We start from the raw sequence: 25,242 nt of genomic DNA on the forward strand, positions 1-25,242 counted from the left end.
TGTTCTACCTGCCCGGCCCGGATTTGACTGACGGCGCACGTGACCCACACTGCCGGGCTCGTCCCGGTGGCCGGGAAAGGGCAAAGGACAGCGCGGCCGCAGGCCGCACCGATCAAAGCCTGAACCGGAAGACGCGCGACTAGCTCGGGATGGACTCAGCCCCACGCAGGGGGTGCTGAAGGCCGTGGTCGGTGGGAGTCTGGCGCGCAGGCACCCCCCCGGATGGCTCACCGCAGAGCTGCGCGCCATCCTCGAGCCCTACCGCAGCAAGGCGACAAAGACCCGCCATGCCCGGCTGTATGCAAAAGTCCGGCATGTGCAGATGTGCCGGCGCAGGCTAACCGAGATCAAAATCAGGCGATCCAGGAGTAAGCGAAAAGAACGTCTACCAGGTGTCCGCGCAGGGCCGGATCCCGGCAGCCGTCGTCGACGCCTTCCACGCCCAGTGCTGACACCACACCCGCGTTCACGCGCGTGCGCGGGTGTGGGACATCATGCAATGACGTGTGTGCTTCAGGCGTTCTCTTCGGGCGCCGGGAGGCAGCGGTAGCGGCGGTTCGGCGTGGTGAACAGGTGGTATGTCCGATCTCCGCGTTGCTCGCGGCGGACCAGCGTCGCCTCGGTGAGCCAGATTTCCATCCTGCCCAGCTCGATGGTCGCGCCGCCGATGACGACGCTCAGCGGTACGGCCATGCCGATGGTTCCGCCGTCCGGTACGTCGACCTCGGAGCCGAGCTCCAGCACCAGGCATTGGCCGTCCGGGTAGGTCGTCAGAACTTCCTTCCCGTTCAGGAGGTGGGCGGCGAGGATCCAGCGTTGGTGTTGTTCGAAGGTGACCAGGGTGAGGTCCGGCACCCGGATTGGTGTGCTGGTGTGCTGCTGGATGGTCGTGAGCGCGCCGATTGTCTCGGTCAGGAAGTTGATCTTTTTCTGCCACTCGTCGGGAAGGTCGAGGATCCAGGCCCGGTCGATGGTGCCGCGTTCCGGCGGCGTGTGGCGGACGCTGGCCCGTGCGGTGTTCGGGGTCCGGCAGGCGTTGAGGAATTGCAGGGCGGCCAGCACCGCGGCGGGGGGTTCACCGACGAGGTTGGCGGGGTCGGCGAGGCGGAAGGTGCGCCTTAGGCTCCGGGCCGGGAGCTGGTAGCGGTCTTCGACCTGGAAAACGTGGTGGACCTCTTGGAGCACGAGGCGTACGCCGTCGGTGCCCTGGCTGCGGTCGATCCGGTCGAGGTCGGCGGCGGCCAGGACCGTTCCGGCCGGGTCGATGATCTGGACGTGCAGCTGCGGGTTGGCCCCGAGGTCGTCGATCGGGAGGGACATGATCTGCGCGTTGTCGAGCGGGCCGCCGAGGCCGCCGGGCGCGTCGATCTCGCCGGTGAAGGCACCGGCGGGGCTGGTGAACGGTGTGCCGAAGGCTACGGAGTCACGCAGCTCCTCGGCGAACGTGCTGTCGTTGTTCGCGGCGAGTCGTCCGGTGATCGTGATGGGGCGTTCGTCGGTGGAGGCGGCGCAGCGGGCGATCACGTCGACGACCACCCAGGGGCCGCCACTGCGGCGGCTGCTCAGCCAGCTCATGACCAGCCGTGGGCGGTCGGCTGGCGGTGGGGGTTCGCCACTACCGAAGTGCAGCTCGTAGCGGTAGTGGGGGTCCGCGTCGAGCACCGGCAGCGCCGCTTGGACCCGGGCGGTGACCGACGGGATGTCCAGCGTCTGCTGCTGGTTGCCGCCGAGAGCGAACACGGCTGCCACCGCCTGGTAGGCGTTTTCGATGGCGGTCTTGCCGCCGTGCAGGTAGTAGTCGACGACGTCGGGGTACTTCGCGGCGAGCTGCTCGACGTAGGCGAGTCCGTGCCAGACCGCTGTGAATTTGTAGCCGGCTGTGAGCTCCTGCAGCCATGCCTCAGCCTCCGGAGTCGGATCCCACGGAGTGACCAGGTACCACCGCTCGACGGCCAGTCCCGCCCATCGGGGATCGGTGGTGAGCCTGACCAGGGACTTCTTGACCTCGTCCTTCTGCCGCGCCGTCAGTGGCCCGCAGTAGCACTTGACCTGGTGAACATCGTCACCGCCGGCGGGGCCAGCGCCTCGCTCCAGGATGTCGATGCCGCCGTCACCCCGCGAGGTGGAGATGCGTACGGAGTCCGGTCGTTCCCGGTTGACGAACATCGCAACCACGGCCTCGACGTCGTTGCCCTCGAGGCGAATCCACTCCACACGGCCCATCACCCCATCATCTCGTGACGGGTTGGCCCGGGTTCATCGACCCGTGCCGCCCCTGCGTCACAAAGACGCCCATTCGCGAATGGCAGGGGCGGTGCTTGGTGTGCGGTCAGAACCGCCTTGGGCGACCGTTCCTGGCCAAGTCTCCGGATGCTTCCGATGGCCGGTCATCCTGAGCGGCCATCGCCGGTCACGCCGGCCAGATCCTCCGGGGTGACGTCGCAGAGGTCCAGGTAAAGGTCACAGAGGTCCAGGTAAAGAAGGAAGGCTAACCAGCCGGCCACGGTGGTGGACTCGGACGAGCTGGCCATCTAGCGCGGTGTCGACTTCGGCCTGTGCAACCACAGTGGGCCCGACCGGGATGAACGTCGTCGGCTGCCGGTCAGCGAAGGTGCCGCTCTTGCAGCGGGCTCGAACGAGGGTGCTCCGGCGCCGTCCGGGCGGTGGCTGCCCGGACGGCGCGGACGGCAGCTAAAGGGCGATCAACGCGACGACGAGCAGCCACTGCTTGAGGGTGTGACGGCCCAGCCGCCTGTCGAGCAGGCGGCCTCGGCGGGTGCCCGGATTGCCGGTTTCGACGGCGGTGGACTCCACGGTGATTGTCATGGACAGAACCTTTCCTGGTTGTTTGTTCCGCCGCCCGATTGGGGCGTCGGCCGTCCGCCGCCCGAACTGGGCAGCGGAGTCTGGTGGCTCGACCTGCGACGTGCAGTCCGGTGGCCTGCAGGGGTTCGAGGCCGTGATCACGGTGGCCGGCGCGCGGCGCCGGCGGGCGCCGGATCTGCCTGTCGGCTGTGGTGTCGAGCGTCTACACGCGGTTCACGATGTCGGCGTCCGTGGCAGGCGCGGGCGCGGTGGTCGGAGCGTTGGCCGTTGCCGGTGCGAGGCGGGCGGCCGGCGGGTCGAAGGCCAGTGCGGTGGCCAGCCGTTCGGCTAGGACGGGGTGGCCGGCCGGCTTGGGCCACAGCAGATACGACGGTCCGGGGTTCGGGTCCCCGCCGACCTCCCGCAGAGCGCGTTGCCATGCGGAGGCCACCGTGTGCGGCTCGCCGGTGGTGTGCAGGGCGTATTGATCTGCGCGTCGTTCCTGGGCCCGGTTCAGCCACGTCTGCACCGGTACCGCGATCAGCCGGGGCACGGTCAGGACTGCCAGGATCAGCCCGACGGCGTGCGGGTCGGCCAGCGACACCACGCCGGCCAAGTGCAGCAGGCCCGGCGTGTTGCCGGCCAGGACCAGGACAGCGAGTGTGAACCCGGCTTGGGCGGTGCCGGTCAACATCCGCAGCCATCCGTCGCCGTAGCGGACGTGTGCCACCTCGTGCGTGGCGATGGCGACGGCCTCGTCCTCGACCCCGGTCGCTGGCCGCGCTGTCTCGTCGTCGGTGGTCTCGGCCAGGCCCGGGCCGAATACGGTGATCTTCTGGCGGCCGACGCCGCCGACGACCGCGTTGAGCGGGCCGGGTTTCTCGACGACCAGGATCTGCGGGGATCGCAGTCCGGCGCCGGCCGCCGCGGCGGCGACGCGTTGCCGAAGCCGGTCGCTGGTGACGGGTTTTCCGCCCGAGGCGGCCGACTGCACGGTGCCGGGCTCGAGCAGCATCCGCGCTGCCAGCCTGGCTGCGGCGTAGGCCGCGATCAGCGCCAGCCACCACCCCGACGGCCAGAGGTGCATCGCCCAGGCCAGGCCGAGGATCTTGACCGCCCAGAACACGGTGCCGGCGAGTACCCCGATCGCGGTATTAAGGCCCGCCGGGCCGGCGACCTTCGTGCTGGCTGTGCCCCGGCACCGGGTGTCCCACCACATCGGCGTCGCCTCAAGGACGGCGACCGCCCCGGCGAGGACCAGGGTTGCCAGGCCGGCCCGCAGATACCACGGCTGGCCGGGATCGCTGACCCAGTCCGCCGCCGGTGTTCCGGCCGCGATCAGCAGCGGCACGGTGGCCAGACGAACCGCGAGTAGCGTCCACGTTGACCACACCAGCGCGGCTGACATCTTCCGGCCCCGTTCGACCAGGGCGGGAGGCAGGTGCTTCAGCGCCGCTTGCCGTTGGGCGGCGGTCACCGGCGAGCGCCACCACGGGCGCAGCGGCACGGCCACCGCTGCGATCGCGGCCACGGCGGCCACCATTATCAACCAGGCTGCGGCTTGTTGATCGAGCTGTGTGGCGGCGCCGACGGCGATCACCATCGCCGCCGAGCCGGCCAGCGGCCCGACGATATTTCGTTCCCGGATCATGTCCATGCGTGCCTTTTCTGTCGTGACAAAGGGTGTTGCCGTTTGCTGCAGCGGTGGCTGGTTACGCGGCGGTCATCAGAGAAGCCGGTTCGCGGTGCCTGCGTTCGAACGACAGGACGCGGGCCGACGCGTGGCACCGGTCACCTTCAGTGATGGCCGTGGTTCAAGCCCAGATCGCCAAGGGGAGGCCGTTGCCGTTGTCTTCTGGCGGGTTCGGGTTGCTGTGAGCGGTGCCGGTCACCTTGCGGTGTGCGGTCCAGGCAATGGCGGCTGCGTCGAGGATGTCGTCGGGCGGGGCTTGGCCGGCCGGGCCGAGATCGTCCGGGACGATGATGCCGTTGCGGGTCAGTAAATGACGGCGTTGGGTTTGGCCGGCCCAGGTCTTCTTGGCGTGCTCCAGAGGGATGCCGTTCATGGTGCGGAAGGACAGCTCCGGGTGGGCTTCGAGCAGCAGTGCGGGGTGTCGTCTCGCGAGGTTGTTCGCCTCGAGGACTTTGGGGCGCATGGCCCAGGCTTGCCGGCTGAGCCTTTCCCCGGTGATTTCGTGGCACCGTTTGCTGGCGGCGGCGAAGTCGTTCTCGGCCCATACCGGTCCTGGAGGGACTCGGAAGATGCTGCCGCGGCGTGGGCCGAGTTGCTCGGCGACGAGGCTGTCCGCGGCTCGCCACCGGTCGGGTGCCGTCCCGAGGGGGACGTCGACGGCGATCGCGGCGACGCCGGAGCACTTCGTGATGACCTCGTACAGGGTGGGGGCGAGCATGGCTCGGGCGAAGGCGCCGTCATGCACTTCGACGGCGACCCAGCCAAGGGGGTACGCGTCGACACCGATCACCCGCTTCAAGAACGGGCCCGGCGAGAGGGTAGCGCGGCGATGGTGGCGGTCGCCTCTGCCGAGACGGAAGGTCTCGTTCGTCTGGCGATGTTGGTGTTCGTGCCGGCGTCGCAGAGTCGCTTCTGCATGAAGCCGTACGAGGCTGCTACCAGACTGGCTATCTGCCGGATCGTCAACCGTTCCTTCTCGTAGAGTTTCTTCAAGAGCGCCAGTTCCGTCTCGCGGTCGCTGCCGTTGAGAGAGCGGAAGGTTTCCGTGTAAGCGAAGCGGTGCCGCCGGACCGGGCGCGGCTGCTGGACATCGTCAGGCATGGGTTGGTCTCTCCATTGGGTCCGTTTTCGTACATCAGGTCTGTGCGATCGGGCTCGAGCGAGAGGTGCTGGGTCGCGTTGAGCCGCGAGCCGGCGAGTGCGTCATGCTGCGCATGAGCAGCACTCTGGCGTGGTCGGCGCGGTAGCCGGGCCCAGGTCTCATGTCGCGTAGGTAGTCCGTGTTGCCGAGCGCCGGCGCCACGGCGGTGCGGTGGACAGCCGGCCAAGCGCCGCGAGGATCACGCTGCAGCGGTCCGGTAGCCGGGATTGGGTTGGGCCAGCCGGTAACGAGTGGCTAAATCGGCGTCAGTGCACGGCACCAGGTCGCGTCCGGCGGTCAGGTTGAAGGTGGCTTCGCCGAGGCGGTGATCGCTGTCCCAGCGGCCTTCGTGTTGCTGTCTGGGCACGTGGATGTGGTAGCTGCCGCGAACGTAGTGCTCGGGTCGGGTGATGAGGCAGTGGTCGATGATCTGACCGCCGCCGGCGTCGATGCCCCGGTTGACGGTCGCCTCGAACGCTTCGCCGGCTGGTGTTCCGGTGGCGTACGCAACTTCGGGCATGGCCCAGAAGCCGCAGCCGTCGATGCGCCGGCCTTGTTGGCCGGACTCGTCGCACTCCCATCGGCCGATGAGGTGGTGAATCGCGTCGGTGGCGTCCACCCAGGAGCCGTCTGGTGTGAGGACGGCCTTCGCGTCGCGGGCGATGTAGGGGGCCTTCGTCCAGTCGCGCAGCGGCCAGTGCGATCCGCCTGCCGTCGCGTTGAGATCGCCCATGACGAACACCGGGTCCGGGAAGCCGTCACCGTAGCTGCCGAGCAGCCGGGCCTCCTCGAGGCGGACTTGCGGTGATCGGGGGTTCCAGTGCCGGACGATGACGACGAAGTGGTGGTCGGTGTGCACGGTGCGGAAGCGGACGACGCCGGCCTTGTCGTCGAAGTCGGGATAGCCGCTGCTGTCGTGCCAGGCGACAGGGCAGACCAGCGTGGGGTCGTAGAACAGGGCCGGTCCGATGGGGCCGCGGTCGAACGGTTGCATCTTGGCGGCGTAGGGGCGTCCGAGCGTCGCGGAAAGCACCTCTGCTGCCGCGTACAGGCCGTGGTTGGCGTCCGCTGCCCATCCTTTGGCCTCGCACAGAGCGAACACGGCCACCGGTACGGACGCCGCTGGGCTCAGCGCCGGCTCGACGAGCGGTGCGACCAGGCGGTGCAGCCGGGTGAAGTCGTAGTCCAGCTTGCCGGAAGTCCGTGCGCCGCCGCTCTGGAAGTTCAGCCAGGCGAACCGGTGCGCGGTCAGCGCGGTCTGATCGAGGGTACCGCTGGGCTGCTGATCTGGTTGCATCGCTTTCCTTTGAATGGATGTGCGGTGATCAAGTTGATCGAGATTGAGTTCCGGACTGGTCCAGCGCTGGCAAGTTGTGCAGTGGACGCCGGGTCAGTCGCGCTGCGCAGGTATGGCCGGTCGCAGAGCGTTCCGGCCGGTCGCTTACGCGGGGACGCGTCCGTGGCTTTTCGGACGCTTGTGTCTCACCGATGCCGCCCGGTCATGCGACGGTCCTTATCGTGCGGGACGGGACAGCGTCTGGCCTCGGAGCTCGGCCGGGTGGTCCCCAGTCGAGCAACAGGGCGTCCCAGACAGCGATCTCGCTCGCGGCCAGCGTCCCGTCTTCTCGCTCGCGTCGCAGCTGGGCGAGTGCGGCTGAGAGGTCGACGCCGTCGATCGTGGTGCCGTCCGGTACGCGTAGGTGCCCGTGGAGCTGGTAGAAGCGGCAGGCGGTGTCGAGGACCGCGTCCCTGGAGGCGCCTGCGGCCCAGCCTGCGTCGATGGTGTCCAGGGCCTGCCCGATAGCACCGGGCAGTGTCGTGGTCTGCAGTTGCCGGCGGCATTCCCGTAGCCAGGTGTCGACGCGGATACCGGCGACGGTGGCGGGGCCGGGCGGGCGGAGATGGCCGTGGGTGCCGGCGTAGGCGCGGCAGGCGGTCAGCTCCCTGGCGCAGGTCCCGGCGGTCGCGGTCGAGGGCACGATGCCGACCAGGCGCAGGGCCGCGGCTTTGCCGGCGGGCTGGCGGCCGGTGTCGAGCAGTTGCTGCTGTTTGCCGACCCATCCGGCCAGGTCGGCGCCGGCGGGCCGGTGCCCGGCGGGGATCCGCGTGTGGCCGTGCTGGGTGTGGAAGACGGTCAGCGCCGCGTACCTGGTCGACCACGGTGTCGCGGTCTGTTGCAGGATGAGCCCGGCGATGCGGCCGCGGAGCTGGTCGCTGTCGCGTTCGGTGGGCAGCAGCAGCCGCATCGTGGCGGGCAGGCCAGCGGGCCAGCCGGCCGCGTGCCGGGCCAGGCAGTGGTCGAGCGCGGCGTCGAGGCGACCGTCGATCCCGCGGATGGCCTGGGCGGCGTAGGCGACCGCGGCGACGGCGCTGTCGACGGGCATCGTCTGTGGGTCGGCGGGCAATGCGACGGGGGCGAGCACGGTCAGCGGATTGCTGCTATTGGTGCGGGCGGCGGTGATCGCCTGCCGGGCGGTGGCGATGGAGAGCAGCGGCTGCGCAACCATGACAGCGTCTGCGGGCACGTCGGTGAGGGCGGCGCGGCGGATCGCGGTCGAGAAGACGGTGAGCCCCTGGGGTGGGCTGCTGGTGATCGTCCGCAGGACCGACGGCAGCGAGGTGTTGCCGTGGCGGGCACCGGTGACGTGGTACGCCCTGACGGGGACGGCTGGCCGTGCGGTGGGGTCGTCAAGGATCTGGGCGAACGCGACGGAATCGGCGGCCAGCCGATGGTAGGTGACGACCTGCCGCAGCCGCAGGTGCCGGGCAGCAGCCACGACCGCGTGCGCCGCATTCCTAGGGCTCACGGTGTCGGGCCCGCTGCCGGGCCGGGGCGTCTGATGGTCGGTGACCACCCCGACGGCGACGAGCTCGACAGCGGCCCGTTTACGTGGCCTGGCAGCACTCGAGGCCCTTGCTGGAGTGGTGGGGAAGGTGGTGCTTGCCACAGGGGGCGGGATCCTTTCAGGTAGCGGTGAAAACTGGCTGCTACATCTGCTCGCTGTGGGGCCTATCCGGGCTCTCCGACGTCGCCGGCAGGGCCTGCGCCTTGCTCTGCGGCGGTCCTCCCGCGGACACCGGTAGAGCCGCGGGAGACATCAGACTGATGATGGTCACGGCGGCGGTGATGAACCCGCCGGTCCGGATAGCTGACGTCAATGTCTCGTCCTTCTCAGGTTGAGGGATGGGCCGGCCTGTGGGTGCAGGCCGGCAGTGTCCACGCAGTCATCGGCGCGTGGGGAGAGGGGTCTTGCAGGCGGCGATGAGGGGTCGGCGATGCGTCCAGCGGGGCCGGTTCGCCGGTTGGGTCATGGGCCGGTTCGTGGCTGCGTAGGTGGGAGCCATAGCCCGCGTTGACCGTCGCGTGGCGGGGGCTTGATGTCGTCGCGGATGGCACCGATCCAGGTTTCGAGGTTGGCCGGCGGGCGTGTCATGCCACGGATGAGCAGTACCGCTGCCTGCTCGGGGGTGTACCCGGGCCCGGGTCCCATGTCGCGTAGGTATGCGAGGTTGCCGAGTACCAGCGCTACCGCGATGCGGTAGCGGTCTGGCCAGCTGTTATCGGGATCTGAGGCGTTGACGGTCATGGCCCAGCGGCAGCGGGCGGCGACTTCGCGTTCGAACTCGTCAAGCTGCGACGCTTCGGCCGCGGGCTTCTCGACAGCGGGAGCATCAGGTGCGTCGGCCGGATGGTCGCTGAGGTGGTCGGCCAGGACGCGGACAAACCACGTGGCCGGGACCTGCCGGTCGTCGCCGTACGGGTAGGTCTCGGCGAAGTCGAGGTGCAGGGCGCACCGGGCGGTCACGGCCTGCTCGCCGATGTGAAAGGCGATCTGGTCGGCGCCGGGCCGGCCGCTCATCGACGATCTCCGGGATGCGCGTCGTCCTCGGCCACGAGGATGAAGATGGCGTCTGCGGCGTGGCTTCGGGGGCGGTCTTTCGCGGCTGGCTCAGGCTGCTTCATGGTTCCTGGTAGGTGAGTCCCGCGCGTGATTGGGTGCGGCGGTCGGACGCGTGAGCAGGGCACCGGCGGCCTCACGATGGTGCTCCTGACGAGCTGCCGGGTAGTGGCGGTTCGTGCAGGGGGTCTGCGCCGCGGTAGTGGGGGCGGGTGGGCGCGTCGGGCCAGCCGTCGATGTACTGCCGGTGGGTGATGTCGCCGAGGTGTGGCGGGCGCACGTTGTCGCCGGGTTCGATGGTGAAGCTCCACTCGCCGGAATCGGTGTAGTGGTCCCCGAGGTCCGCGGCAGCGAGTACGGCCAGGTCATGGCTCGTGTGGTCGGTGAGCATCCGGAACACGGCGGTGGTGGCGACGGCGTGATCGGCTGCGGGCCGGCCGCCGATGGTGAGGGCGGCGCCGGGGTGGCCGGTGCTGCGGCCCAAGACCAGTTCGAGGCGGCAGGAAAGGCAGACCAGGCTCACCTCGCCGGGTGCCGGTTCCTCCGGTGGGGTGGGACTGGCGCCGTCGAAGCCGATGGGCGTGGCCGGTCCGGACCCGGCGGCGAGGTAGTCAGCGAGGGCGATGTCGGGTTCCGGGTCGGTGCCCGGCGAGGCGATCAGCCAGGTGGGGGTGGCCGTGTACTTCCGCCAGGCGGGCGACACCTCGGTGAGGACGCGCAGGTCATGATTGGGGTGTTCGGTGAGGAGCCGCCACGTCGCCCGGCTGACGTCGGACTGGAGCCAGGCGGGTTGTCCGGCTGCGATGATCGGGACGGTCGGTGTGTCGAGCTGGCCGCCGTGTACGACGGAGCTGCCCAGGCGCAGCGCGAGCCGGCAGGTGTCGCAGATCAGCCATACGTTGCTGCTGGCCGGTTTGGCGTGTAGCCGATGGCGGGTGTGCAGGGCGTGGGTGTGGGCGGTGAGCCCGTACCAGATGGCGTCCAGGTTTTCCTCGTACCGCATCGCCGCGATACCCGCGTCTGCGGGAAGCGGCGACGTGTCGGGCGGTGCCGGGCTGCGGTGACCAACGGGCGGTTCACCGTGCAGGAGGGCCGAGAATTGATGCCGGTCCAGCGCCCGGCGCCCGGGTTGGGTGCATACGCTGCGGTGCGGGTCACGGATCCGGTCGGTGAGGTCCAGCGCGAGCGTGGCGAACAGGGCACGCCCGGGTGCGTCCAGCGGCTCCAGGTGTGCTGCGTGCACGTCGAGCAGGAGGCCGGCGAGGTCGTCGCGACCGCATGCGCCGGCCAGCGCGACAGCGACGATCACGGTCGTCAGCAGTGCCGGCCTCGGTTGCTTGCCCTGTTCGGCAGGCATGGGTGTATGCCGTACGCCTTGGTGGGCGAGGGCGCACATCCCATGGGTGTGCAGGGCGAGGTAGGCGAGCAGGTGGTCGAGCATGGCCTCGACGTCGACGGGGGCATGGCCGGGATCGTTGATGCGTAGCGCGATGGCCGATGCCGCGCCGGAGGTGCTGTCGATCAGGGGCAGGATGCCGGCACGCACGGCGGCCTCGGCCAGGGCGGCGCGTTGTCGTTGCTGATGCCCACTGGGGTGCAGCCGGGTGCTGGCCGCGGCGGCGTACTGCGCCCACCGCGCGACCACTGGCCCGCGGTGCGGTGTGTCGGCGATCCAGCGCAGGGCGATATCGATGAGCCGCTGATCGGCAGGCGTGGCCGCGGGATCACGGTGGGCCAGCTCCAGCGGTAGCGAAGCCGGATCGCCTTCATCGTGCTGGCCGCCGGTCGGTTGCATCGGCTGCGCGGGATCTGCGGGCGTTCCGTTTGCCGGCTTGCCGATCCACGGGCTGCTGTCAAAGTGGGAGGGTTCTGGCATGACACTCATCCGGCGCGCCGTCCGGCCGCCGGGCCAGCAAGCTGGGCGAGCGCCCCGTAGATCGATGCCTGCTCGGGCGCGACGATGGTGTCGCTGTCCGGTCGCCACAAGGTGATCGGACTGATGCCCGGCTCGACGAGATCCAGGCCGGTGAAGAACCGCGCGAACTGGTCACGGTCGCGAAGAACGAAGTCGTGCCCGGACAGCTGGTCGCGGGTGGGTGCGTCGAGGAAGTCGCCGGTGGCGTGCGAGGCGACCAGGTAGCTGCCCGGCGCCAGCTGCCCGAGCAGATCTTGTACGACGGTGTACGCCTGCTCGTCGTCGCGGACGAAGTGCAGCACCGCGACGAGCAGCAGGGCGACGGGCTGCTTGAGGTTCAGGATCTCCCGCAGTCTCGGGTCGTCGAGGATGCCCCGCGGTTCACGTAAGTCGGCCTGGATGTAGTTGGTGCGGCCGTCCGGGTGGCTGGTGAGCAGGGCGCGGGCGTGGGCCATCACGAGGGGGTCGTTGTCGACGTAGACGATGCGGCTGTCCGGCGCGACACGCTGGGCGACTTCGTGGGTGTTGTCGGCGGTGGGCAGGCCGGTGCCGATGTCGAGGAACTGCCGGATCCCCGCCTCACCCGCCAGCAAGCCCACTGCCCGCCGCAGGAACCTGCGGTTCTCGACCGCGGCGATGCGAATGCTGGGGTATTCGGCTTCGATCGCGTCGGCGGAGGCGCGGTCGGCGGCGAAGTTGTCCTTGCCGCCGAGCCAGTAATCGTAGCGCCGGGCCGGGTGCGCCACGCTGGTGTCGATCTGCGGTACGTCGTGGGTCATGAGCTGCCTCGTGGGTGATTGCAGAGCGGAAGGAACCGAGCGGGGGCGGCCGGTCATGACGCGTCGGCCAGGCTCAGAAGCAGCCCCCACCAGCGGTTGCGGCGTTCGGGCCACGGCTGGACTGCTGCGTCGGCGAGAGTCAGCGCGCCGAGGTCTGCCAGCGACACCGGCCGCCGCCAGCGCGCGCAGGCCTGGTCGTGGGTCGCGGAGACCCTGGCGAAGGTACGGATGCCGTACTCGGCGAACTCGTACCGTTCGGGGCTGCCTGGTGTGGGCAGGAGCCGGCTGTCGGCGAACAGCTTGGCTTCGGCGTCATGGTCGCGCCGGCACGCGCACAGCATGGCGGCCAGCCATAGCAGCAGTGTCGTACCGCCGTCGTCGTGCTGCTGGTTGCGCCACAGGTCCAGCGCCTTGGTGGCGGTGCGGATGGCTTCGCCGCAGTGGCCCTGCCAGTGCAGCGACTGCGCGTCGTGCAGCAGCCTCATCGGCAGATCCGGCGACGGGACCAAGTTGGCGTACGGGCGGTGCACGCCAGGCCCCGTCGGATGGCCGGCGGGGTCCGGCTGGGCAGGCCGGGGCGAGGGTACCGAGTGTCGCGGTGCAGGAAAGTGCAGCCGGGCGCGGACGGCGTAGCGTGTCCACCCCGGGTCGCCGGTGATGTCGCTGTAGAGGGCCGCGGCTTCCAGCAGCACCAGATCGCAGGGGGCATCATCGGGATCGAGGCCGCTCAGATGATGCTTCAGCAGCAGGGCAGCACCGTCGGGGTCGCCGTTGGCCAGCAGGAGGCGAGCGAAAGGCAGGCTCATCGGCAGTGCCTGCCGCTCAGCGGAGGTCATCGGCAGCCCTTACTCGTCGTGCGCGCCTGGTAGGCGCACACCCGCCGGTGCTCGAAGGCCCCGGCGATCAGCACGGTGCCACCACCATCGGTCGGCTGCTCTGCCATGCCGGGGATAGCAGGATGCGTGACAGTGGTCCCGGCGCGGGAATGGCACGCGTCGAGCATCAACCGGTACAGCCGCACGACCGTAGCCACCGTCGGCGCGTCCTCGTCAGCCGTTTGGGTGGCGGTCTGCCAAGCGAACAGGACTTCGTCGAGAGCCTCGAAACACCGGCCCTGGAGGTGCAGGCAGGCGGCGTGGGCCAGCCGTGCCTGCTGGGCCGGCCCCGGTTGGTGCGCGTTCTCGTGCCGGGTGATGAGCTGGCCCCAGAGATCGGCGGCCTGCTGGTGGTGGCCGGCGTCGTCGAGCACGATGGCGCGGGTACGCACCGCGAACAGTGCCACCGCAGCGGTCGGGGTGCAGGCGTGCTGGGCGAGTTGGCACGCCCGGCGCGAGATCAGGTCTCGTACGTCGTGCGGGTAGTCCCGGTCTGCGGCTGCCTGGGTGGCGACGCTGACCAGGTCTGCCGGGTCGAAGCCGAGGGCGAGCAGCTCGGTGACGAAGCCGGCCCATTGCTCGGCGTCCGGATCGTGTGAGGGAGCCCGGTCGGTCGGTGCTGAGGTGTGCGGCCGGTCGGTCGCGGTGCTGGCGGGCCAGCGGTCGTTGCGTGCTGGGCTGGTGCTCACGCTGCCGGACGTGGCGCTGGCGGCCGCCGGCCGGGCGCTGCGGGGGAGGCTCATGCCGTCACCGCCATCGGTGTGGCCGGTGTGGGCGGCGCGCAGCGGGTGGCGGAACGGCCGTGGACGACGGCGGCGGCGACGGTGATCGCGATCAGGACGGCGGCGACGGCCACGACGGTCCAGGTCCGCCGGCGTAGCTGGTCGACGTGGTGCTGCCACTCGCGGCGCATGTCGTCCACGGTGGGACGAGTAAGGCCGGCCGCCGGCATGGTGCGGGCGTGGGAGTTGAGCCACCGGTCGGGGCGGGTGTCTTTGAGCGGCGCCCCAAGTTCGCGGCGCGTGGGACGCGGATTGACCGGGTTCACGCGGCGGCTCCTGCCGTGCTGACGCCGAGGTATCCGGCGAGGCGGGCGTGGGTGGCCGGGCCGTTGATGTCGGTGGTGGAGAACGCGATGCGGGCGGCGTCGAGGACGCTGATGCGGTCGGCGACGGCGAGGGCGGCGCGCTGGTTCTGTTCGGCCAGCAGGACCGCGACCCCGGTGCCGGCGATGCGGGTGATCGTGCCGGTGAGCTGGTCGACGACCTGCGGGGCGAGCCCCTCGGTGGGTTCGTCGAGCAGCAGCAGCCGGGGGCCGGTCAGCAACGCGCGGGCGATCGCGGCCATCTGCTGTTCGCCGCCGGACATCTGCGCCGGGTACCGGCGCAGTTTGTCGCGCAGGGCGGGCAGCAGGTCGAGGACGTCGTCGATAGTCCAGCGGGCCTCCTGCCGCTGGCGGCGGGTGCGGCGGGCGGCCAGGGCCAGGTGCTCGCGGATGGTCAGGCTGGCGAACAGGCGGCGGCCTTGCGGGACCAAGGCGATGCCGTGCCGGCCGGCGTCGGCCGGTTGTGCGGGGCGCAGCTCGACGCCGGCGACCCGGATCCGGGTGTGGCGGTGGGGCCGGTGCAGGCCGGCGATGGTGTTGAGCAGGGTAGATTTTCCGGTGCCGTTGCGGCCGAGGACGGCCTGCACGCTGCCGGCGTCCACCGAGAGGGTGATGTCGTCGAGGACTGTGGCGCCGTGGTAGGCGGCGTGCAGGCTGTCGACCTGCAATACGGCCGGCTCCTGCACTGCGACGGTGTCGGCTGTGACGGTGAGTGTGCGACGCAGGCGCGGGGGTTTGCCGGCGGTAGCCGCACCGCCGGGTTCCTCCTGGTCGGCCGGGTTCGCGGTGATGGTGTCCGGTGTGGCCGGGCTGAGGTAGACCGCTTGGACGACCGGATGCTCGCGCACCTCGTCGGCGGTGCCGCTGAAGACGTGCTGGCCGGCCGCGAGGACGGTGATGGTTGTGGCGAGGTCGAAGACCAGGGGCAGATGGTGGTCGACCACGATGACCGCGGCGGTGTCGGGCAGCTGCCGGATGATGGTGCCGACGTGGGTGATCTCGCTCGGGTCGAGTCCGGCGGAGGGTTCGTCGAGCAGCAGCAGCTGGGGCTGGGCGGCGAACACGACGGCGAGTTCGAGCAGCCGCCGCTGGCCGTACGGTAGCTGCCCGGCCGGGGTGCCGGCATGGCGGCCGAGCCCGACCTGCTCGAGCGCGGCCTGCACCTTCGGGCGGCGCATGCGCCGGTGGCGGATGGCCAGCGCGATGTTCTCGGCGGCGGTGAGCTGCTCGACGACGGCGGGGTGCTGGAAGGTCCGGCCGATGCCGAGCCGGGCCCGGGCGCCCTCGCGCAGCCGGGTGACCGGCCTCTGCCCGAGCCGGATGTCGCCGGCCGGGGGGACGAGGTTTCCGGCGATCACGTTGAGCAGGGTGGACTTGCCGGCGCCGTTGGGTCCGATGACGGCGTGCCGGCTCCCGGCGGCGATGTGGAGGCTGACGGGGTGCAGGACGATGGCGGCGCCGTAGCCGTAGGAGACGCCGCCGACGTGCAGCAGCGGGGCGTTCATGCCCGCCTCCGGCGGGTGTACCAGGTGCGAAGGCCGGTGGCGGCCGGCCGCAGATATGGGACGGTGAGGCAGAGCAGCGCGAAGTAGAGCGGTCCGGTGCCGTTGCTGCCGAAGTAGTCCCGCACGACCACGATCGCCACGGTGGCCGCCAGCGCCCCGATCATCGTCGGGGTACCTGACAGGGCGGCGCCGAGCGCGGCGGCGGCGAATGCGGCCGCGGCGACATCGAAGCTCAGGTCGGCCGGGGACACGAACGTGTTGATGGCGACGGTCAAAGCTCCCCCGATACCGGCGAGGACGGCGGCCGCCACGTAGGCGGCGCCGAGATTCACGGTCGGCCGGTAGCCGAGCGCGATCATGCGGGGTTCGTGGCCGGCGTGGCCGCGCCAGATCAACGCCAGCCGCGAGCGCAGCAGGACCGCGGTGCCCGCTGCGGCCACGGCAAGCACGGTGATCGCGTACCAGTAAACGCCGGGGGTACTGGTCAGCGGATGGCCGTGGCCGAGGGTGACCGGCGGGGTGTGCCGGCCGTCGCTGCCGCCGGTCACGCCGGTCCAGTGCACGGCGATCGCGTACCCGAGCCCTTGGATCATGACGGTGACCATCAGGAAGCTCACGGCGCGGGTGCGCAGCACGAACGGTGCCGTCACTACGGCCGCGACCGCGGAGGTTGCTGCCGCGGCGGCCAGCTGTACCGGGCCGTCGGTGATCCCGGAGGCGGCCAGGACGACGGCGGTGTAGGCGCCGACGCCGAGGAACGCGGTCTGCCCGAACGACGGGAGTCCGGCGACGGCGAGCATCTGGGTGCTCATCGCCAGCAGGGCCAGCACGACGGCGCTGCTGGCGAGACCGACCACGTACGGCCCGGCAAGCGCGGGCAGCGCGGCGGCCCCCAGGACCACGCCGGTTGCGGCCGGCCACCGGCCGACCCGCCACACCACCCGCCGTCGGCCGGATGATGTGGAGCCTGTGGCGTGGTCTTCGCGAGCCGCGTCTGAGGCGGTCGCGGCAGTGGTGGTGGTCATGCGGCGACCGCCGTCCGCAGACCCTGACGGCGCACGACCAGGACGGCGATGACGACCAGGAACAGGCTGAACGAGGCGAGGCCCGGGGCGACGACCGCGCCGACGTAGTCCACCATGCCGACGACCAAGGCGGCGATCAGCAACGCCCGGATGTTGGTGCCGGCACCGCCGAGGATGACCACGATCAGCGACAGCGTCAGCACGGTCGCGTCCACGCCGGGAGCCGGCCCGAGAACCGGCGCCCCGAGGACTCCGGCACCGACGGCGAGGGCGGTACCGACGGTGATCGCGGCGATGCGGATCCGGGTCGCGGACAGGCCGAGGGTGGCGGCGATCGGCGGGTCGTCGATGGCGGCCCGCAGCGCGATCCCGGCCATGCTGCGGTGCAGGACTTGGTGCATGACGACAGCGATCAGCGCGGCGACGGCGATGAACACCAGGTGGTAGATCGGGTAGCCGTGCCCGGCGAAGCTCAGGTGTCCGTCGAGCAGGCCCGGGCGGGGCACGGTCAGGGAGCTACCGCCAGAGATCCGGCTGAACAGCCACACGACGATGCCGACCAGCCCCAGCGTGACGACTGCCTGCTCGGTGTGCCCCGCGAGGGGGCGCAGCAGGGCGGCCAGCCCGGCGCCGCCCACGGTGGCGGCGGCCAGGCCGGCGGCCAGAGCGAGGGCGAGGCCGGTGAGCGTGCCGTCGGCGAACAGGTAGGCCAGCCAGGTTCCGGCCAGGTAGGACGCGCCGTGGGCGAGGTTCATGACCTTCATGACGCCGAGGATCAGCTTGAGCCCGGCGGCCACGACGAACAGCAGCAGCCCGTACGCGAGGCCGCCGAGCCCGGTGACCGCGATGGTCGCTGACGTGGATCCCACGACGCGTTCCTTCCTCAAAACGGGGGTGGCTGGATCAGGCGGCGGGGCGGACGCCGACGGTGGTGTGCATCGGCCAGCTGCGCGTCAGCACGTCCGGGTTGCCCATTGCCTTGCGCAGGAGCTCAAGCTCACCGGCGGTCATGCCGGCGTCCAACAGCTCTTTCTCCTTCTGGCGGCTGTTGGAGGCGTGCAGGAGCATGCCCGCGTCGCCGCCATGCAGGACCTGATTGAAGGTCTGGCCGCTGTGGACTTCGAGGCCTGCCGAGCGCATGACGGCCGGCACGCGGCGGGCCCAGGTGGAGTTCATGCCGCCGCGGCCGAAGACCTCGATCAGGGCGTGCTGGAACTTGAGGAAGACCCCGCGGATCTCGGCGGGGCCGTCGATGAACATGTCGTCGAGGTGGTCGGTGGCCCAGTCGGAGATGATCAGCATCCCGCCGGGCTTGAGCGCGTCGACGAGGCTGGTCAGGATCTGCTCGCGTTGCAGCAGGTGCATCAGCAGCAGCCGGGCGTGGATGGCGTCGAAGCTGGCCGGCTTCAAGGCTGCGGTGGCGATGTCGGCTTGCAGGATCTCGATATGCGGATGCGGGGGGACGTGCTCGGGTTCCACGTCGACGACGAGCGTGCTGCCGTCGGTCCCGGTGTGCTCGGCCAGCCAGTGTGCGACGGTGCCGGCGCCGGCACCGATGTCGGCGTAGCGGCCGCCGACCGGCAGGTTCAGGCCGTCCAGGATGGCGAAGGTGTGTGGGTCGAGGTAGGCGGCGAGGTGGCCGACCTGTTTGCCGCCTTCGGGGGTGCGGTTGTTGAAGCCGTACTGGGTTTCGGCGGCCAAAGTGGTGGGCATGCGGGATCCTTTTAGTTCGCGGGGATGAGGGTGGCGATGACCGCGTTGCTGCGCGAGCGGCCGTCGGACTGGACTTTGCGCAGGTAGAACGGCTGGATGGGGGCGTGGCTGGCCGGGTCGAGCCGGAACGCGCCGCGTGGGCTGTTGATCTGCCCGAGTCCGGCGATGGCGGTGTTGATGGCCTGCCCGGTGACCGGCGGTACCGTCCCTGCCGAGGTGCTGGTGGAGGGGCTGCCGTTGCCGTTCGCGGTGGGGCCTGCCGAGGCAGGGTTGCTCGCGGCCAGGCTGGCGCCCGCCGATGAAGGACTGGTGGCGGGTGCCGACGAGGGGCTGCCGGCGGGCGTGGCGGAGGCTGTGGCGATGGCCAGGTCAAGGACCTGCGCGGCGTCCCATGCGGTCACGTTGTACAAGGTGGGGGTCTTGTTGAACTTCTTCTGGAAGTCCTGGACCAGTTCGGCGTTGGCCTGGTTCGAGATGGTCGGTGAGTAGTTCAGGACGGTGAAGATGCCGTCCGCGTTCGCGCCTTCGGACTCCAGTGCGTCGCCCTCGGTGAGGAACCCGGCCGCGTACAGCGGGACGTCGGACAGGCCGGCGTCGCGGTAGTCCTTGACGAACTGGATCGCGTCCGCGCCCGCGTAGAACGTGTAGACCGCCTTCGCGCCGGAGGCCCGGACCTTGTTCAGGTACGGCTTGTAGTCCTTGGTGCCGGGGAACGGCGTTTCGGCGAACGCGTTGCCGCCGGGGGCGTTGCCGCCTTCGGGGTTGGCCAGTTTCCCGCCGGCCTTGACGAACGCGTCGGTGAAGCCGCCCAGCTGGTCGTAGCCGCCGGTGTACGCCGGTCCGATCGCGTACACGCTGCCTTTGATGGTCCTTGCCAGGTAGGGGGCGATAGCGGCGCCGGTCTCGCGGGACTGCCACGAGGTGTGCCACACGTAGCTGACGTCGGGTATCACCTTGTCCGACGGGCGGCCGCCGGTGCCGATGAACGGCACGTGCCGCGTGGCGGCGAGCGGGGCGATCACAGCGGACGGGACCGCGGACGCGGAGCCGACCAGTACCGTGGCGTGGTCCTGGTCGAGCAGCTTGAGGGCCGATTTGCGGGCGGTGGCCTCGTCGGTGCCCTCGTCGGCGGTTTTGGTGACGATGGTGTGGCCGCCGAGCTTACCGCCGTGCAGTTCCAGGTAGAGGTCCCACGCTTCGGTCATGTCGTCGCCGAGCGATTGGTACGGGCCGGTCTTGGGCAGGATCAGCCCGACGGTGATGGTGTCGCCGGACGCCGTGTCGTTGGCGGTGGTGTCGAGGCTGGAGCCGGCGCAGCCGGCCGCGGCCGTCAGCATCAGCACGCCGGTCGTGGCGGCGATGGTCCTTGCTAGGCGGACAGCTCGGCCGGTGGGCTGTCGGCGCAGGTTTCGGGTGGTCACGGTTCTCCTTGCTTAGCGTGCGTGAGGGGTGGTGACGCTCGGGCCGGGTACAGCGCCCGGGCGAAATAGGTCGCGGCGGGTTCCGGACCGGATGGAGGGATCCGGTGGTCGCCGGTCGGCGTCGAGATCGTCAGCGCGTGGTGGGGCTGAGCTGGACGAGGACGGATTCGCCGAGTTTGAGCAGCGCCTCGTTGATGGCGCCCATGTCGGCGTTCGGCGGGGCGAGGGTCATCAGATAGGCGTTGCCGAACGGGCCGGCGATCATGGTGGAGCCGATGTCCATGACGATGCCGATGTCGGCTTCCGGTCCGGCGCCCAGCTGCTTGGCCAGGCCGACGACCAGCGAGGTCATGCCGGAGCAGATCGCGGCCAGGGTTTCGGCCTGCGGCTGGCTGTCGACCGACGGGCTGGCGCACAGCAACATGCCGTCGGCCGACACCGCGACCGTGCGCACGGCGCCACGGTTGCGGGCCTCGAACTGGTCGAGCAGGAAGGACAGATCGGGTCGCAACCCGAAGGCAGGTGCGGTCGGAGCCGTCATGAGCAGCCAATCTGTGAAAGGGGTGGACGAGGGTCAGCGGGACCTGACGAACGCTGCGCCGCTCTTACCGAACGAGGACCACTGGGCCCGGCCCGCGCGGGCGTCACGTGGGCGGGGCACCGCCGGGGGTGCGACCGGGACCGGCTCGGCCGGGGTCAAGCGCCCCGGCACCCGGACCGGCAGACCGCTGGCGGTAAGCAGTTCCTGTTGGGGGTGCGGCTGGTCAGGCTCGGCGCGGACCCAGTCGACGGTGACCGACTGCACCACGTGCTCGACGCTGGCGTGCGGGTCGAACAGGAGGTGGCTGGCGGCGACGGTTTCGTAGATCGGCAACGGCCGCCCGGCTTGCGGGCCCTGAGGCATTCCGGCGCGGACCCCCGTCAGCGCCGGCAGCACGACGGTGGCATCCAGCGCGTCCGCGGCCGATGGCTGGCCGGCGACCGCGGTCAGCGCCCTCGTGTCCAGGGGCCGCGCGTCGATGGCCGCTGGTGCAGGCATGGCGGGAGGTGCTGGCGTGACCGGGCGGGCGGGCAACATTTGAGTCGGCGCGGGTCGCTCGTCCATCGGCGCCAACAGGAACGGCTGATGCCAGAACGAGCCTGCCGGCACGGCAATGTTGACGCTGGTGCCGTCTTTGGCCAGCGAGTCCAGTTCGACCTTGATGCCGCGTCGTGCGGCGATCAACCCGACAGCGGCCAAGCCGTAGTGCCGGGCGGTGAACTCGTCGAGGATGAAGTGGTCGATGCGCTGCTGCATCTCGCGTTGTTGCTGCTCGTTCAGGCCGAGGCCGTGATCGCGGATCTCCATGTAAAGCCACTCGCGGGTGGGTTTCGCGGTGACCTCAACGGGGCCTTGCGACATGCGGATGGCGTTGGTCAGCAGTTCGACCAGCAGGTGGATCAGTTCGTCGACCAGGTCTCCGTCGATCATCACTTCGAGGGGAATGCGGTGCTGTTCGACCCGCTGGTACTCCTCGACCCGGCTGACGGCCGCCGTCACGACGTCCGGCAGCCGTAGCGGCTCGCTGCGGGGCTGTCCGACGCGGCCGCCGGAGAACAGCTGCATGGTGCCGACGCTGCGCAGCAGTGTGGTGACGAGCTGGTCGAGCTCGTACCAGTGGTCGAGCCGTTGGGGATTGTCGAAGTCCTCGCGTTCGCGGCGATCCAGTGTCGAGGTGATGGCGTCGATGCGGGTGCCCTGCTCGTATGCCTGCGTCTTGAACGCGGCGGCGACGATCTCGCGGAACTCCGCCTGCCCGGCGGCGACGCGGGCGGCTGAGCCGCGGGCGTCGTTGAACGCGGCGATGACCTGGCCGATCTCGTCGTTGCCGGGCACCGGCAGCGGCCGCGATGCAGCTTCGAGCGCCTCGTCCAGTTCCTGACGGGTGACCCCGCGTTTGTTGAGCTGACTTTCCATCCGCGGCAGCACCCGCTGGGCGACCTCGGTGGCCTCTGCGGCCAGCCGGGCCAGCGGCGCGGTCATCGACCGGGTCACCCACCAGCCGATCGCTCCGACCCCGAGCAAGCTCACCAGCACGATGAGGCCGAGCACGACGGTGTTGCGGCGCTGCTGGTCGCGCTGGACGGTGACCGCTGCGAGGTCCTCGGCGAGGAACTGGCCTTCGACCTGGTGCAGCTGCCGCATGCGCGCGGTCATCGCGGCGACCCAGCCGGCAGGGCTCACGCCGAGCTCGAGGCCGGTGTTGGCGTCGGTCCGTACGACAGTGGAGTGCAGCCGTTCACCGGTCAGGATCTGCTTGCTGCCGGGCTGCGAGGTGATCAGCACTTGCCAGGACGCCGGGGCCAGCTGCCGGAAGCTCTCCTGGCTACTGGCGAACGCCGCGTCTGCCGCGATGACCTGCTGCTGCGCGGCCGGGGTCAACGTATCGGCGGCGATCGCCGGGACCACACTAACCTGCAAGGTGCCCAGCGCCTCAATGCCCTGCGACAGCGTCGAGACGGCGCGTAGCTGGTCGGCGGTGTCGGCGTCGATGTCGGCCTGGCTCAGCGACTGCCCAAATCCCAGCAGCGCGGAGATCAGCGCGCTGTAGCGGAAGACGACCGAACTCTCGGTCGCGTCGTTACCGCTGCGGACGTCTTGGCGCAGCAGCGGCAATGCCGCCAGCTGGTCGTTGAGCCGCCGCAACGGCGCCGCGAGGCCATTGGAGTAGTCAAGGCCGTCCTGGGCAGCCGAGTACACGGCGAGGGCATGGTCGGTCGCGGTGTTCTGCTGCCGGTACGCGTCGGCGGCCTTCGCCGGGCTGTGCCGGGTGAGTAGCAACGCGGCCGCGGCTCGTTCCTGCTGCAGCTGCCCGGTCAGCCCGGCGCCGGCAGTGCCTACGTCGACCAGCTGCCGGGCGGTACCCGTCTGCGCGGTGGCCGACAAGCTCGTCGAGGCGGTATATCCGGCCAGCAGCAGAACCAGCACCACAGGAAGGCCGACGAGCAATGTCAGCTTCGTGCGGATCCGACGGTCGGCCAGGCGAAGCCAGCGCCGCTTACTCCCGGCCGGCGGGGAGATTTCCGGGGCCGCGGTCATGCGACTGCCGCCGTGGCCAGCGCGGGTTCCACGACCTTACAGGTGCTTGCCGCAGCCGGTACGTGCCACCGTTCGGCGCGGTCGGCGTCGAGGCCGACGATTGAGCTGAGGTAGGAGGGCGGCGGCACGGAGCAGGTGAGGGCGCCGGTCAGCGCCGTCATCCGCTTGTGGAACTGCATCTGGCTCGCCAGGGCCAGCCGCGCAGCTGTTCGCGCCAGCGTGCACGGGTAAACCCGGCCCGTGCAGCGGGGATTCTGACAGCGGCTCACGTCTGCCGGCACGGGCAGATGATCGGCCATCAGCTGCTGCCCGGCGTTCCACCGAGGCCGGTCGTAAACGCGCGCCGGACTCGAGAGGACGCTCGCCGATCGGGAAGGGGGCATGAGTGAAGGTCTCTCGTCGCGAGGAGAAAGGGGACGACGCCAAGCTGAGGTGGTGTGGCGGGCCGGGACGGGGGGGGGACCGGCCCGCCCACCCCCCCGGCCCGGCCCCACCTGGGCGCGCAGACCGGCCACGCCCCCCTGCTGTGGTGGGGGGCCGGCCGGTCACGGGGGCTCTCCAGGCCGGCACACCACCAGGGACCTGCACGTCGTGAAGGGGAAGCTGATCGGCTGGCTGCGTCGGGTGCATCGGCTTCTCCTCTTTCGGCTCGGGTCGCGGTCGACGTTGTGCCGGGTCGACGTGCAGGAAGTTCTCGTCGTTGTGGCTATGTCTCCGAGGCGGGCGGCGATGAGAAGCACGCCCGCCCCGGAGCAGCTAAGGAATGGCGAGGTACATGGTCTAGCCAGAAAGCAGCGGCCGGAGAAGTGTGTCCTTGCCGACTTTGTGCGCTCGTGTGGCTCCACGATCACGTATCGCGAACGGGGTGGGAAGGTCATAAAGGGGGGAATCTAGGGGGAATATAAAAGGGAATGGTAAGGGGAGTTTTGGCCTCTGACCTGCGGCAACTTACTCGAATGCCTGGTCAGGTGAAGATCGTCGTCTGCGAGGTGGCTACTCGTGGGGGGCCGTGGTCTGCTAAAAATTTGGAGAGGTACACGCCAGGCTGATCATCGGAGGTGTCGTCATGGCAATCAGTCCTTACGTGTACAGGCTGGTCCTCGCTGAACGTATGCTCGACCTGCGGCAGCAGGCCGGCCTAAAGACGGAGGATCTGTCCAGCATGTCGCGGATTCAGCGCCAGAAGATTAGCCACATTGAGACGGCTAAACAGCGGGTGGATCCGGAGGTTATCCGCCAGCTCTTGGCGCATCTCGACGTTCAGGCAAATCAGTTCGATAATGTTATGAGACTTGCGGCCGGGTCAGCCGAACCTGGCTGGTGGGAGCGCTTCGACGACGAGATGGGCCCCCGCCAGGCCCTTGCCGCCGCCATCGAGCAGGGTGCCCGTAGTATCTTCCAGTTCCAGCCGTTCCTAATGCCGGGACTTCTTCAGACCCGGAACTTCGCCGCCGTGCGGGCGGTCGCGGATCGGTCGGCGAATTCGCGCCGCTTCTCCAAAGCGCGGATGCTGGAAGCCCGCGAGAAACGGCAGGCTATCCTCGACGGCGCCGATTCCCCACACTTCGAAGTCGTTATCGATGAGGGGGTTCTTCGTCGCAGATCGGCACCCCCCGATGTCATGCACGAGCAAATCGAACACATCATCGGTGCTGTCCTCAATAAACGCTCGGTTGCCGTTCGCATCCTTCCCTTCGAGGCTGTGTCGAATGAACACGCGCAAGCGCGCACCGCATTCACGCAGTACGCGTTCACCGACCCGGAAGCGCTCGACATTACGTTGGTCGACACCAACGTAGAGGACCATCTCTATCAGAGTCACGACGCAAACGACAAGGACAAACTGACCGTCTTCACCGGTCTCGCGTCCGAGCTGCGCGAAGCAGCCTTGAGCCCGGCCGAATCTATCGAACGCCTTACCGAAGCAGCTGAGGCTTTTCTGAGTAGGAGATGAACATGGACACCACAAGTCACGCGCACGGAACCTTCAAGGGCGCCCGTCCGGACGACGACGCTATGTGGCCACCGCTCGGACGGTGGTTCAAGTCCAGCCGGTCCGGCGGTGGCGCCGAGTGCCTCGAGGTCATGTTCCTCGACGGCGGGGGCGTGAACGTCCGCGACTCCAAGAACCCCAACGGACCGGTTCTGAAGTTCACCGACGCCGAATTTACGGCGTTCGTAGGCGGCGCTAAGAACGGCGAATTCGACTGTTAGCCACGCGGCGACGTCGAAGGCGATGCGTACGCGGTGCAGGAACGCGGGGTACGCATCGCCCCTAAGCTGCGGT

24 protein-coding genes and 1 pseudogene are annotated in these 25,242 nt (G+C 69.8%); 3 read left to right on the top strand and 22 right to left on the bottom strand.

Annotated features, from left to right (window positions below):
• Nucleotides 1-383: 383 nt before the first annotated feature.
• A pseudogene (locus tag IT780_RS43615) lies at nucleotides 384-452 on the top strand (Lsr2 family DNA-binding protein); the annotation flags it as partial.
• Between the two features lie 61 nt (nucleotides 453-513).
• Here IT780_RS43615 and IT780_RS33825 read toward each other — a convergent pair.
• From IT780_RS33825 to IT780_RS33925, 22 genes are all read right to left on the bottom strand, one after another.
• Nucleotides 514-2,223 carry a calponin homology domain-containing protein gene (locus IT780_RS33825; RefSeq protein WP_199515902.1) on the bottom strand — a complete coding sequence of 570 codons (1,710 nt, stop codon included), beginning with the start codon at nucleotides 2,221-2,223 and terminating at the stop codon, nucleotides 514-516.
• 164 nt (nucleotides 2,224-2,387) lie between these two features.
• On the bottom strand, nucleotides 2,388-2,531 hold the full coding sequence (locus IT780_RS33830) for a hypothetical protein (RefSeq protein ID WP_199515903.1): 144 nt from the start codon (nucleotides 2,529-2,531) through the stop codon (nucleotides 2,388-2,390).
• 160 nt (nucleotides 2,532-2,691) lie between these two features.
• Nucleotides 2,692-2,826 carry a hypothetical protein gene (locus tag IT780_RS42890; protein WP_267910211.1) on the bottom strand — a complete coding sequence of 45 codons (135 nt, stop codon included), beginning with the start codon at nucleotides 2,824-2,826 and terminating at the stop codon, nucleotides 2,692-2,694.
• A 202-nt stretch (nucleotides 2,827-3,028) separates the two neighbouring features.
• Nucleotides 3,029-4,462, bottom strand: coding sequence for a M48 family metalloprotease (locus IT780_RS33835; RefSeq protein ID WP_199515904.1), 1,434 nt, complete (start codon nucleotides 4,460-4,462; stop codon nucleotides 3,029-3,031).
• A gap of 157 nt (nucleotides 4,463-4,619) precedes the next feature.
• Nucleotides 4,620-5,288, bottom strand: coding sequence for a DUF429 domain-containing protein (locus IT780_RS33840; protein ID WP_307831517.1), 669 nt, complete (start codon nucleotides 5,286-5,288; stop codon nucleotides 4,620-4,622).
• Between the two features lie 5 nt (nucleotides 5,289-5,293).
• Nucleotides 5,294-5,599, bottom strand: a complete 306-nt coding sequence (locus IT780_RS33845; protein WP_199515906.1) for a helix-turn-helix domain-containing protein — start codon at nucleotides 5,597-5,599, stop codon at nucleotides 5,294-5,296.
• A 239-nt stretch (nucleotides 5,600-5,838) separates the two neighbouring features.
• Nucleotides 5,839-6,936 carry an endonuclease/exonuclease/phosphatase family protein gene (locus IT780_RS33850; protein ID WP_233413954.1) on the bottom strand — a complete coding sequence of 366 codons (1,098 nt, stop codon included), beginning with the start codon at nucleotides 6,934-6,936 and terminating at the stop codon, nucleotides 5,839-5,841.
• Nucleotides 6,937-7,138: 202 nt separating this feature from the next.
• A complete protein-coding gene (locus IT780_RS43305; RefSeq protein ID WP_199515908.1) occupies nucleotides 7,139-8,587 on the bottom strand; it encodes a helicase associated domain-containing protein in 1,449 nt (482 codons plus the stop codon).
• A gap of 360 nt (nucleotides 8,588-8,947) precedes the next feature.
• Nucleotides 8,948-9,499 carry a hypothetical protein gene (locus tag IT780_RS33860; RefSeq protein ID WP_199515909.1) on the bottom strand — a complete coding sequence of 184 codons (552 nt, stop codon included), beginning with the start codon at nucleotides 9,497-9,499 and terminating at the stop codon, nucleotides 8,948-8,950.
• A 175-nt stretch (nucleotides 9,500-9,674) separates the two neighbouring features.
• Complete coding sequence (locus IT780_RS33865) at nucleotides 9,675-11,333, bottom strand: hypothetical protein (RefSeq protein WP_199515910.1); 1,659 nt, start codon at nucleotides 11,331-11,333, stop codon at nucleotides 9,675-9,677.
• An 86-nt stretch (nucleotides 11,334-11,419) separates the two neighbouring features.
• A complete protein-coding gene (locus tag IT780_RS33870) occupies nucleotides 11,420-12,232 on the bottom strand; it encodes an SAM-dependent methyltransferase (protein ID WP_199515911.1) in 813 nt (270 codons plus the stop codon).
• A 53-nt stretch (nucleotides 12,233-12,285) separates the two neighbouring features.
• The gene (locus tag IT780_RS33875; protein WP_199515912.1) at nucleotides 12,286-13,068 is read right to left on the bottom strand and encodes a hypothetical protein; all 783 of its coding nucleotides are present in this window, start codon (nucleotides 13,066-13,068) and stop codon (nucleotides 12,286-12,288) included.
• Entirely contained in the window at nucleotides 13,065-13,850 is a 786-nt protein-coding gene (locus tag IT780_RS33880) for a hypothetical protein (protein WP_199515913.1), read from the bottom strand. Before IT780_RS33880 ends, IT780_RS33875 begins: the two co-directional genes overlap by 4 nt.
• A complete protein-coding gene (locus IT780_RS33885; protein WP_199515914.1) occupies nucleotides 13,847-14,155 on the bottom strand; it encodes a hypothetical protein in 309 nt (102 codons plus the stop codon). The genes IT780_RS33880 and IT780_RS33885 overlap by 4 nt, the downstream gene beginning before the upstream one ends.
• Nucleotides 14,152-15,717: an ATP-binding cassette domain-containing protein gene (locus IT780_RS33890; RefSeq protein WP_199515915.1), complete on the bottom strand. Its 1,566-nt coding sequence runs from the start codon at nucleotides 15,715-15,717 to the stop codon at nucleotides 14,152-14,154. Before IT780_RS33890 ends, IT780_RS33885 begins: the two co-directional genes overlap by 4 nt.
• Nucleotides 15,714-16,658 (bottom strand): branched-chain amino acid ABC transporter permease, encoded by a 945-nt coding sequence (locus tag IT780_RS33895; RefSeq protein WP_199515916.1) that lies wholly within the window; start codon nucleotides 16,656-16,658, stop codon nucleotides 15,714-15,716. Before IT780_RS33895 ends, IT780_RS33890 begins: the two co-directional genes overlap by 4 nt.
• 80 nt (nucleotides 16,659-16,738) lie before the next feature.
• A complete protein-coding gene (locus IT780_RS33900) occupies nucleotides 16,739-17,611 on the bottom strand; it encodes a branched-chain amino acid ABC transporter permease (protein ID WP_199515917.1) in 873 nt (290 codons plus the stop codon).
• A 34-nt stretch (nucleotides 17,612-17,645) separates the two neighbouring features.
• The gene (locus IT780_RS33905; RefSeq protein ID WP_199515918.1) at nucleotides 17,646-18,455 is read right to left on the bottom strand and encodes a class I SAM-dependent methyltransferase; all 810 of its coding nucleotides are present in this window, start codon (nucleotides 18,453-18,455) and stop codon (nucleotides 17,646-17,648) included.
• Between the two features lie 11 nt (nucleotides 18,456-18,466).
• Nucleotides 18,467-19,876, bottom strand: a complete 1,410-nt coding sequence (locus IT780_RS33910; protein ID WP_307831518.1) for an ABC transporter substrate-binding protein — start codon at nucleotides 19,874-19,876, stop codon at nucleotides 18,467-18,469.
• A gap of 130 nt (nucleotides 19,877-20,006) precedes the next feature.
• Nucleotides 20,007-20,417: a roadblock/LC7 domain-containing protein gene (locus tag IT780_RS33915; RefSeq protein ID WP_199515919.1), complete on the bottom strand. Its 411-nt coding sequence runs from the start codon at nucleotides 20,415-20,417 to the stop codon at nucleotides 20,007-20,009.
• 33 nt (nucleotides 20,418-20,450) lie between these two features.
• Nucleotides 20,451-22,955, bottom strand: coding sequence for a nitrate- and nitrite sensing domain-containing protein (locus tag IT780_RS33920; RefSeq protein ID WP_199515920.1), 2,505 nt, complete (start codon nucleotides 22,953-22,955; stop codon nucleotides 20,451-20,453).
• Nucleotides 22,952-23,254, bottom strand: coding sequence for a hypothetical protein (locus tag IT780_RS33925; protein ID WP_199515921.1), 303 nt, complete (start codon nucleotides 23,252-23,254; stop codon nucleotides 22,952-22,954). Before IT780_RS33925 ends, IT780_RS33920 begins: the two co-directional genes overlap by 4 nt.
• Nucleotides 23,255-24,021: 767 nt before the next feature.
• Between IT780_RS33925 and IT780_RS33930 the strand changes: the two genes are divergently transcribed.
• Both IT780_RS33930 and IT780_RS33935 read left to right on the top strand, forming a co-directional pair.
• Entirely contained in the window at nucleotides 24,022-24,909 is an 888-nt protein-coding gene (locus tag IT780_RS33930; RefSeq protein ID WP_199515922.1) for a helix-turn-helix domain-containing protein, read from the top strand.
• 2 nt (nucleotides 24,910-24,911) lie between these two features.
• On the top strand, nucleotides 24,912-25,169 hold the full coding sequence (locus IT780_RS33935) for a DUF397 domain-containing protein (protein ID WP_372443865.1): 258 nt from the start codon (nucleotides 24,912-24,914) through the stop codon (nucleotides 25,167-25,169).
• Nucleotides 25,170-25,242: the final 73 nt, after the last annotated feature.

The sequence above is a fragment of the Nucisporomicrobium flavum genome, from assembly GCF_016464385.1.
Classification (GTDB): Bacteria; Actinomycetota; Actinomycetes; order Mycobacteriales; family Micromonosporaceae; genus Actinoplanes; species Actinoplanes flavus_A.

Excerpts from the sequence above, each read along its gene's own strand:
- IT780_RS33825 (WP_199515902.1), bottom strand. The coding sequence starts at position 2,223 with ATGGGCCGTGTGGAGTGGATTCGCCTCGAGGGCAACGACGTCGAGGCC.
- IT780_RS33830 (WP_199515903.1), bottom strand. The coding sequence starts at position 2,531 with ATGGCCAGCTCGTCCGAGTCCACCACCGTGGCCGGCTGGTTAGCCTTC.
- IT780_RS42890 (WP_267910211.1), bottom strand. The coding sequence starts at position 2,826 with ATGACAATCACCGTGGAGTCCACCGCCGTCGAAACCGGCAATCCGGGC.
- IT780_RS33835 (WP_199515904.1), bottom strand. The coding sequence starts at position 4,462 with ATGGACATGATCCGGGAACGAAATATCGTCGGGCCGCTGGCCGGCTCG.
- IT780_RS33845 (WP_199515906.1), bottom strand. The coding sequence starts at position 5,599 with ATGCCTGACGATGTCCAGCAGCCGCGCCCGGTCCGGCGGCACCGCTTC.
- IT780_RS33850 (WP_233413954.1), bottom strand. The coding sequence starts at position 6,936 with ATGCAACCAGATCAGCAGCCCAGCGGTACCCTCGATCAGACCGCGCTG.
- IT780_RS33860 (WP_199515909.1), bottom strand. The coding sequence starts at position 9,499 with ATGAGCGGCCGGCCCGGCGCCGACCAGATCGCCTTTCACATCGGCGAG.
- IT780_RS33865 (WP_199515910.1), bottom strand. The coding sequence starts at position 11,333 with ATGCAACCGACCGGCGGCCAGCACGATGAAGGCGATCCGGCTTCGCTA.
- IT780_RS33870 (WP_199515911.1), bottom strand. The coding sequence starts at position 12,232 with ATGACCCACGACGTACCGCAGATCGACACCAGCGTGGCGCACCCGGCC.
- IT780_RS33875 (WP_199515912.1), bottom strand. The coding sequence starts at position 13,068 with ATGACCTCCGCTGAGCGGCAGGCACTGCCGATGAGCCTGCCTTTCGCT.
- IT780_RS33880 (WP_199515913.1), bottom strand. The coding sequence starts at position 13,850 with ATGAGCCTCCCCCGCAGCGCCCGGCCGGCGGCCGCCAGCGCCACGTCC.
- IT780_RS33890 (WP_199515915.1), bottom strand. The coding sequence starts at position 15,717 with ATGAACGCCCCGCTGCTGCACGTCGGCGGCGTCTCCTACGGCTACGGC.
- IT780_RS33905 (WP_199515918.1), bottom strand. The coding sequence starts at position 18,455 with ATGCCCACCACTTTGGCCGCCGAAACCCAGTACGGCTTCAACAACCGC.
- IT780_RS33915 (WP_199515919.1), bottom strand. The coding sequence starts at position 20,417 with ATGACGGCTCCGACCGCACCTGCCTTCGGGTTGCGACCCGATCTGTCC.
- IT780_RS33920 (WP_199515920.1), bottom strand. The coding sequence starts at position 22,955 with ATGACCGCGGCCCCGGAAATCTCCCCGCCGGCCGGGAGTAAGCGGCGC.
- IT780_RS33925 (WP_199515921.1), bottom strand. The coding sequence starts at position 23,254 with ATGGCCGATCATCTGCCCGTGCCGGCAGACGTGAGCCGCTGTCAGAAT.
- IT780_RS33930 (WP_199515922.1), top strand. The coding sequence starts at position 24,022 with ATGGCAATCAGTCCTTACGTGTACAGGCTGGTCCTCGCTGAACGTATG.
- IT780_RS33935 (WP_372443865.1), top strand. The coding sequence starts at position 24,912 with ATGGACACCACAAGTCACGCGCACGGAACCTTCAAGGGCGCCCGTCCG.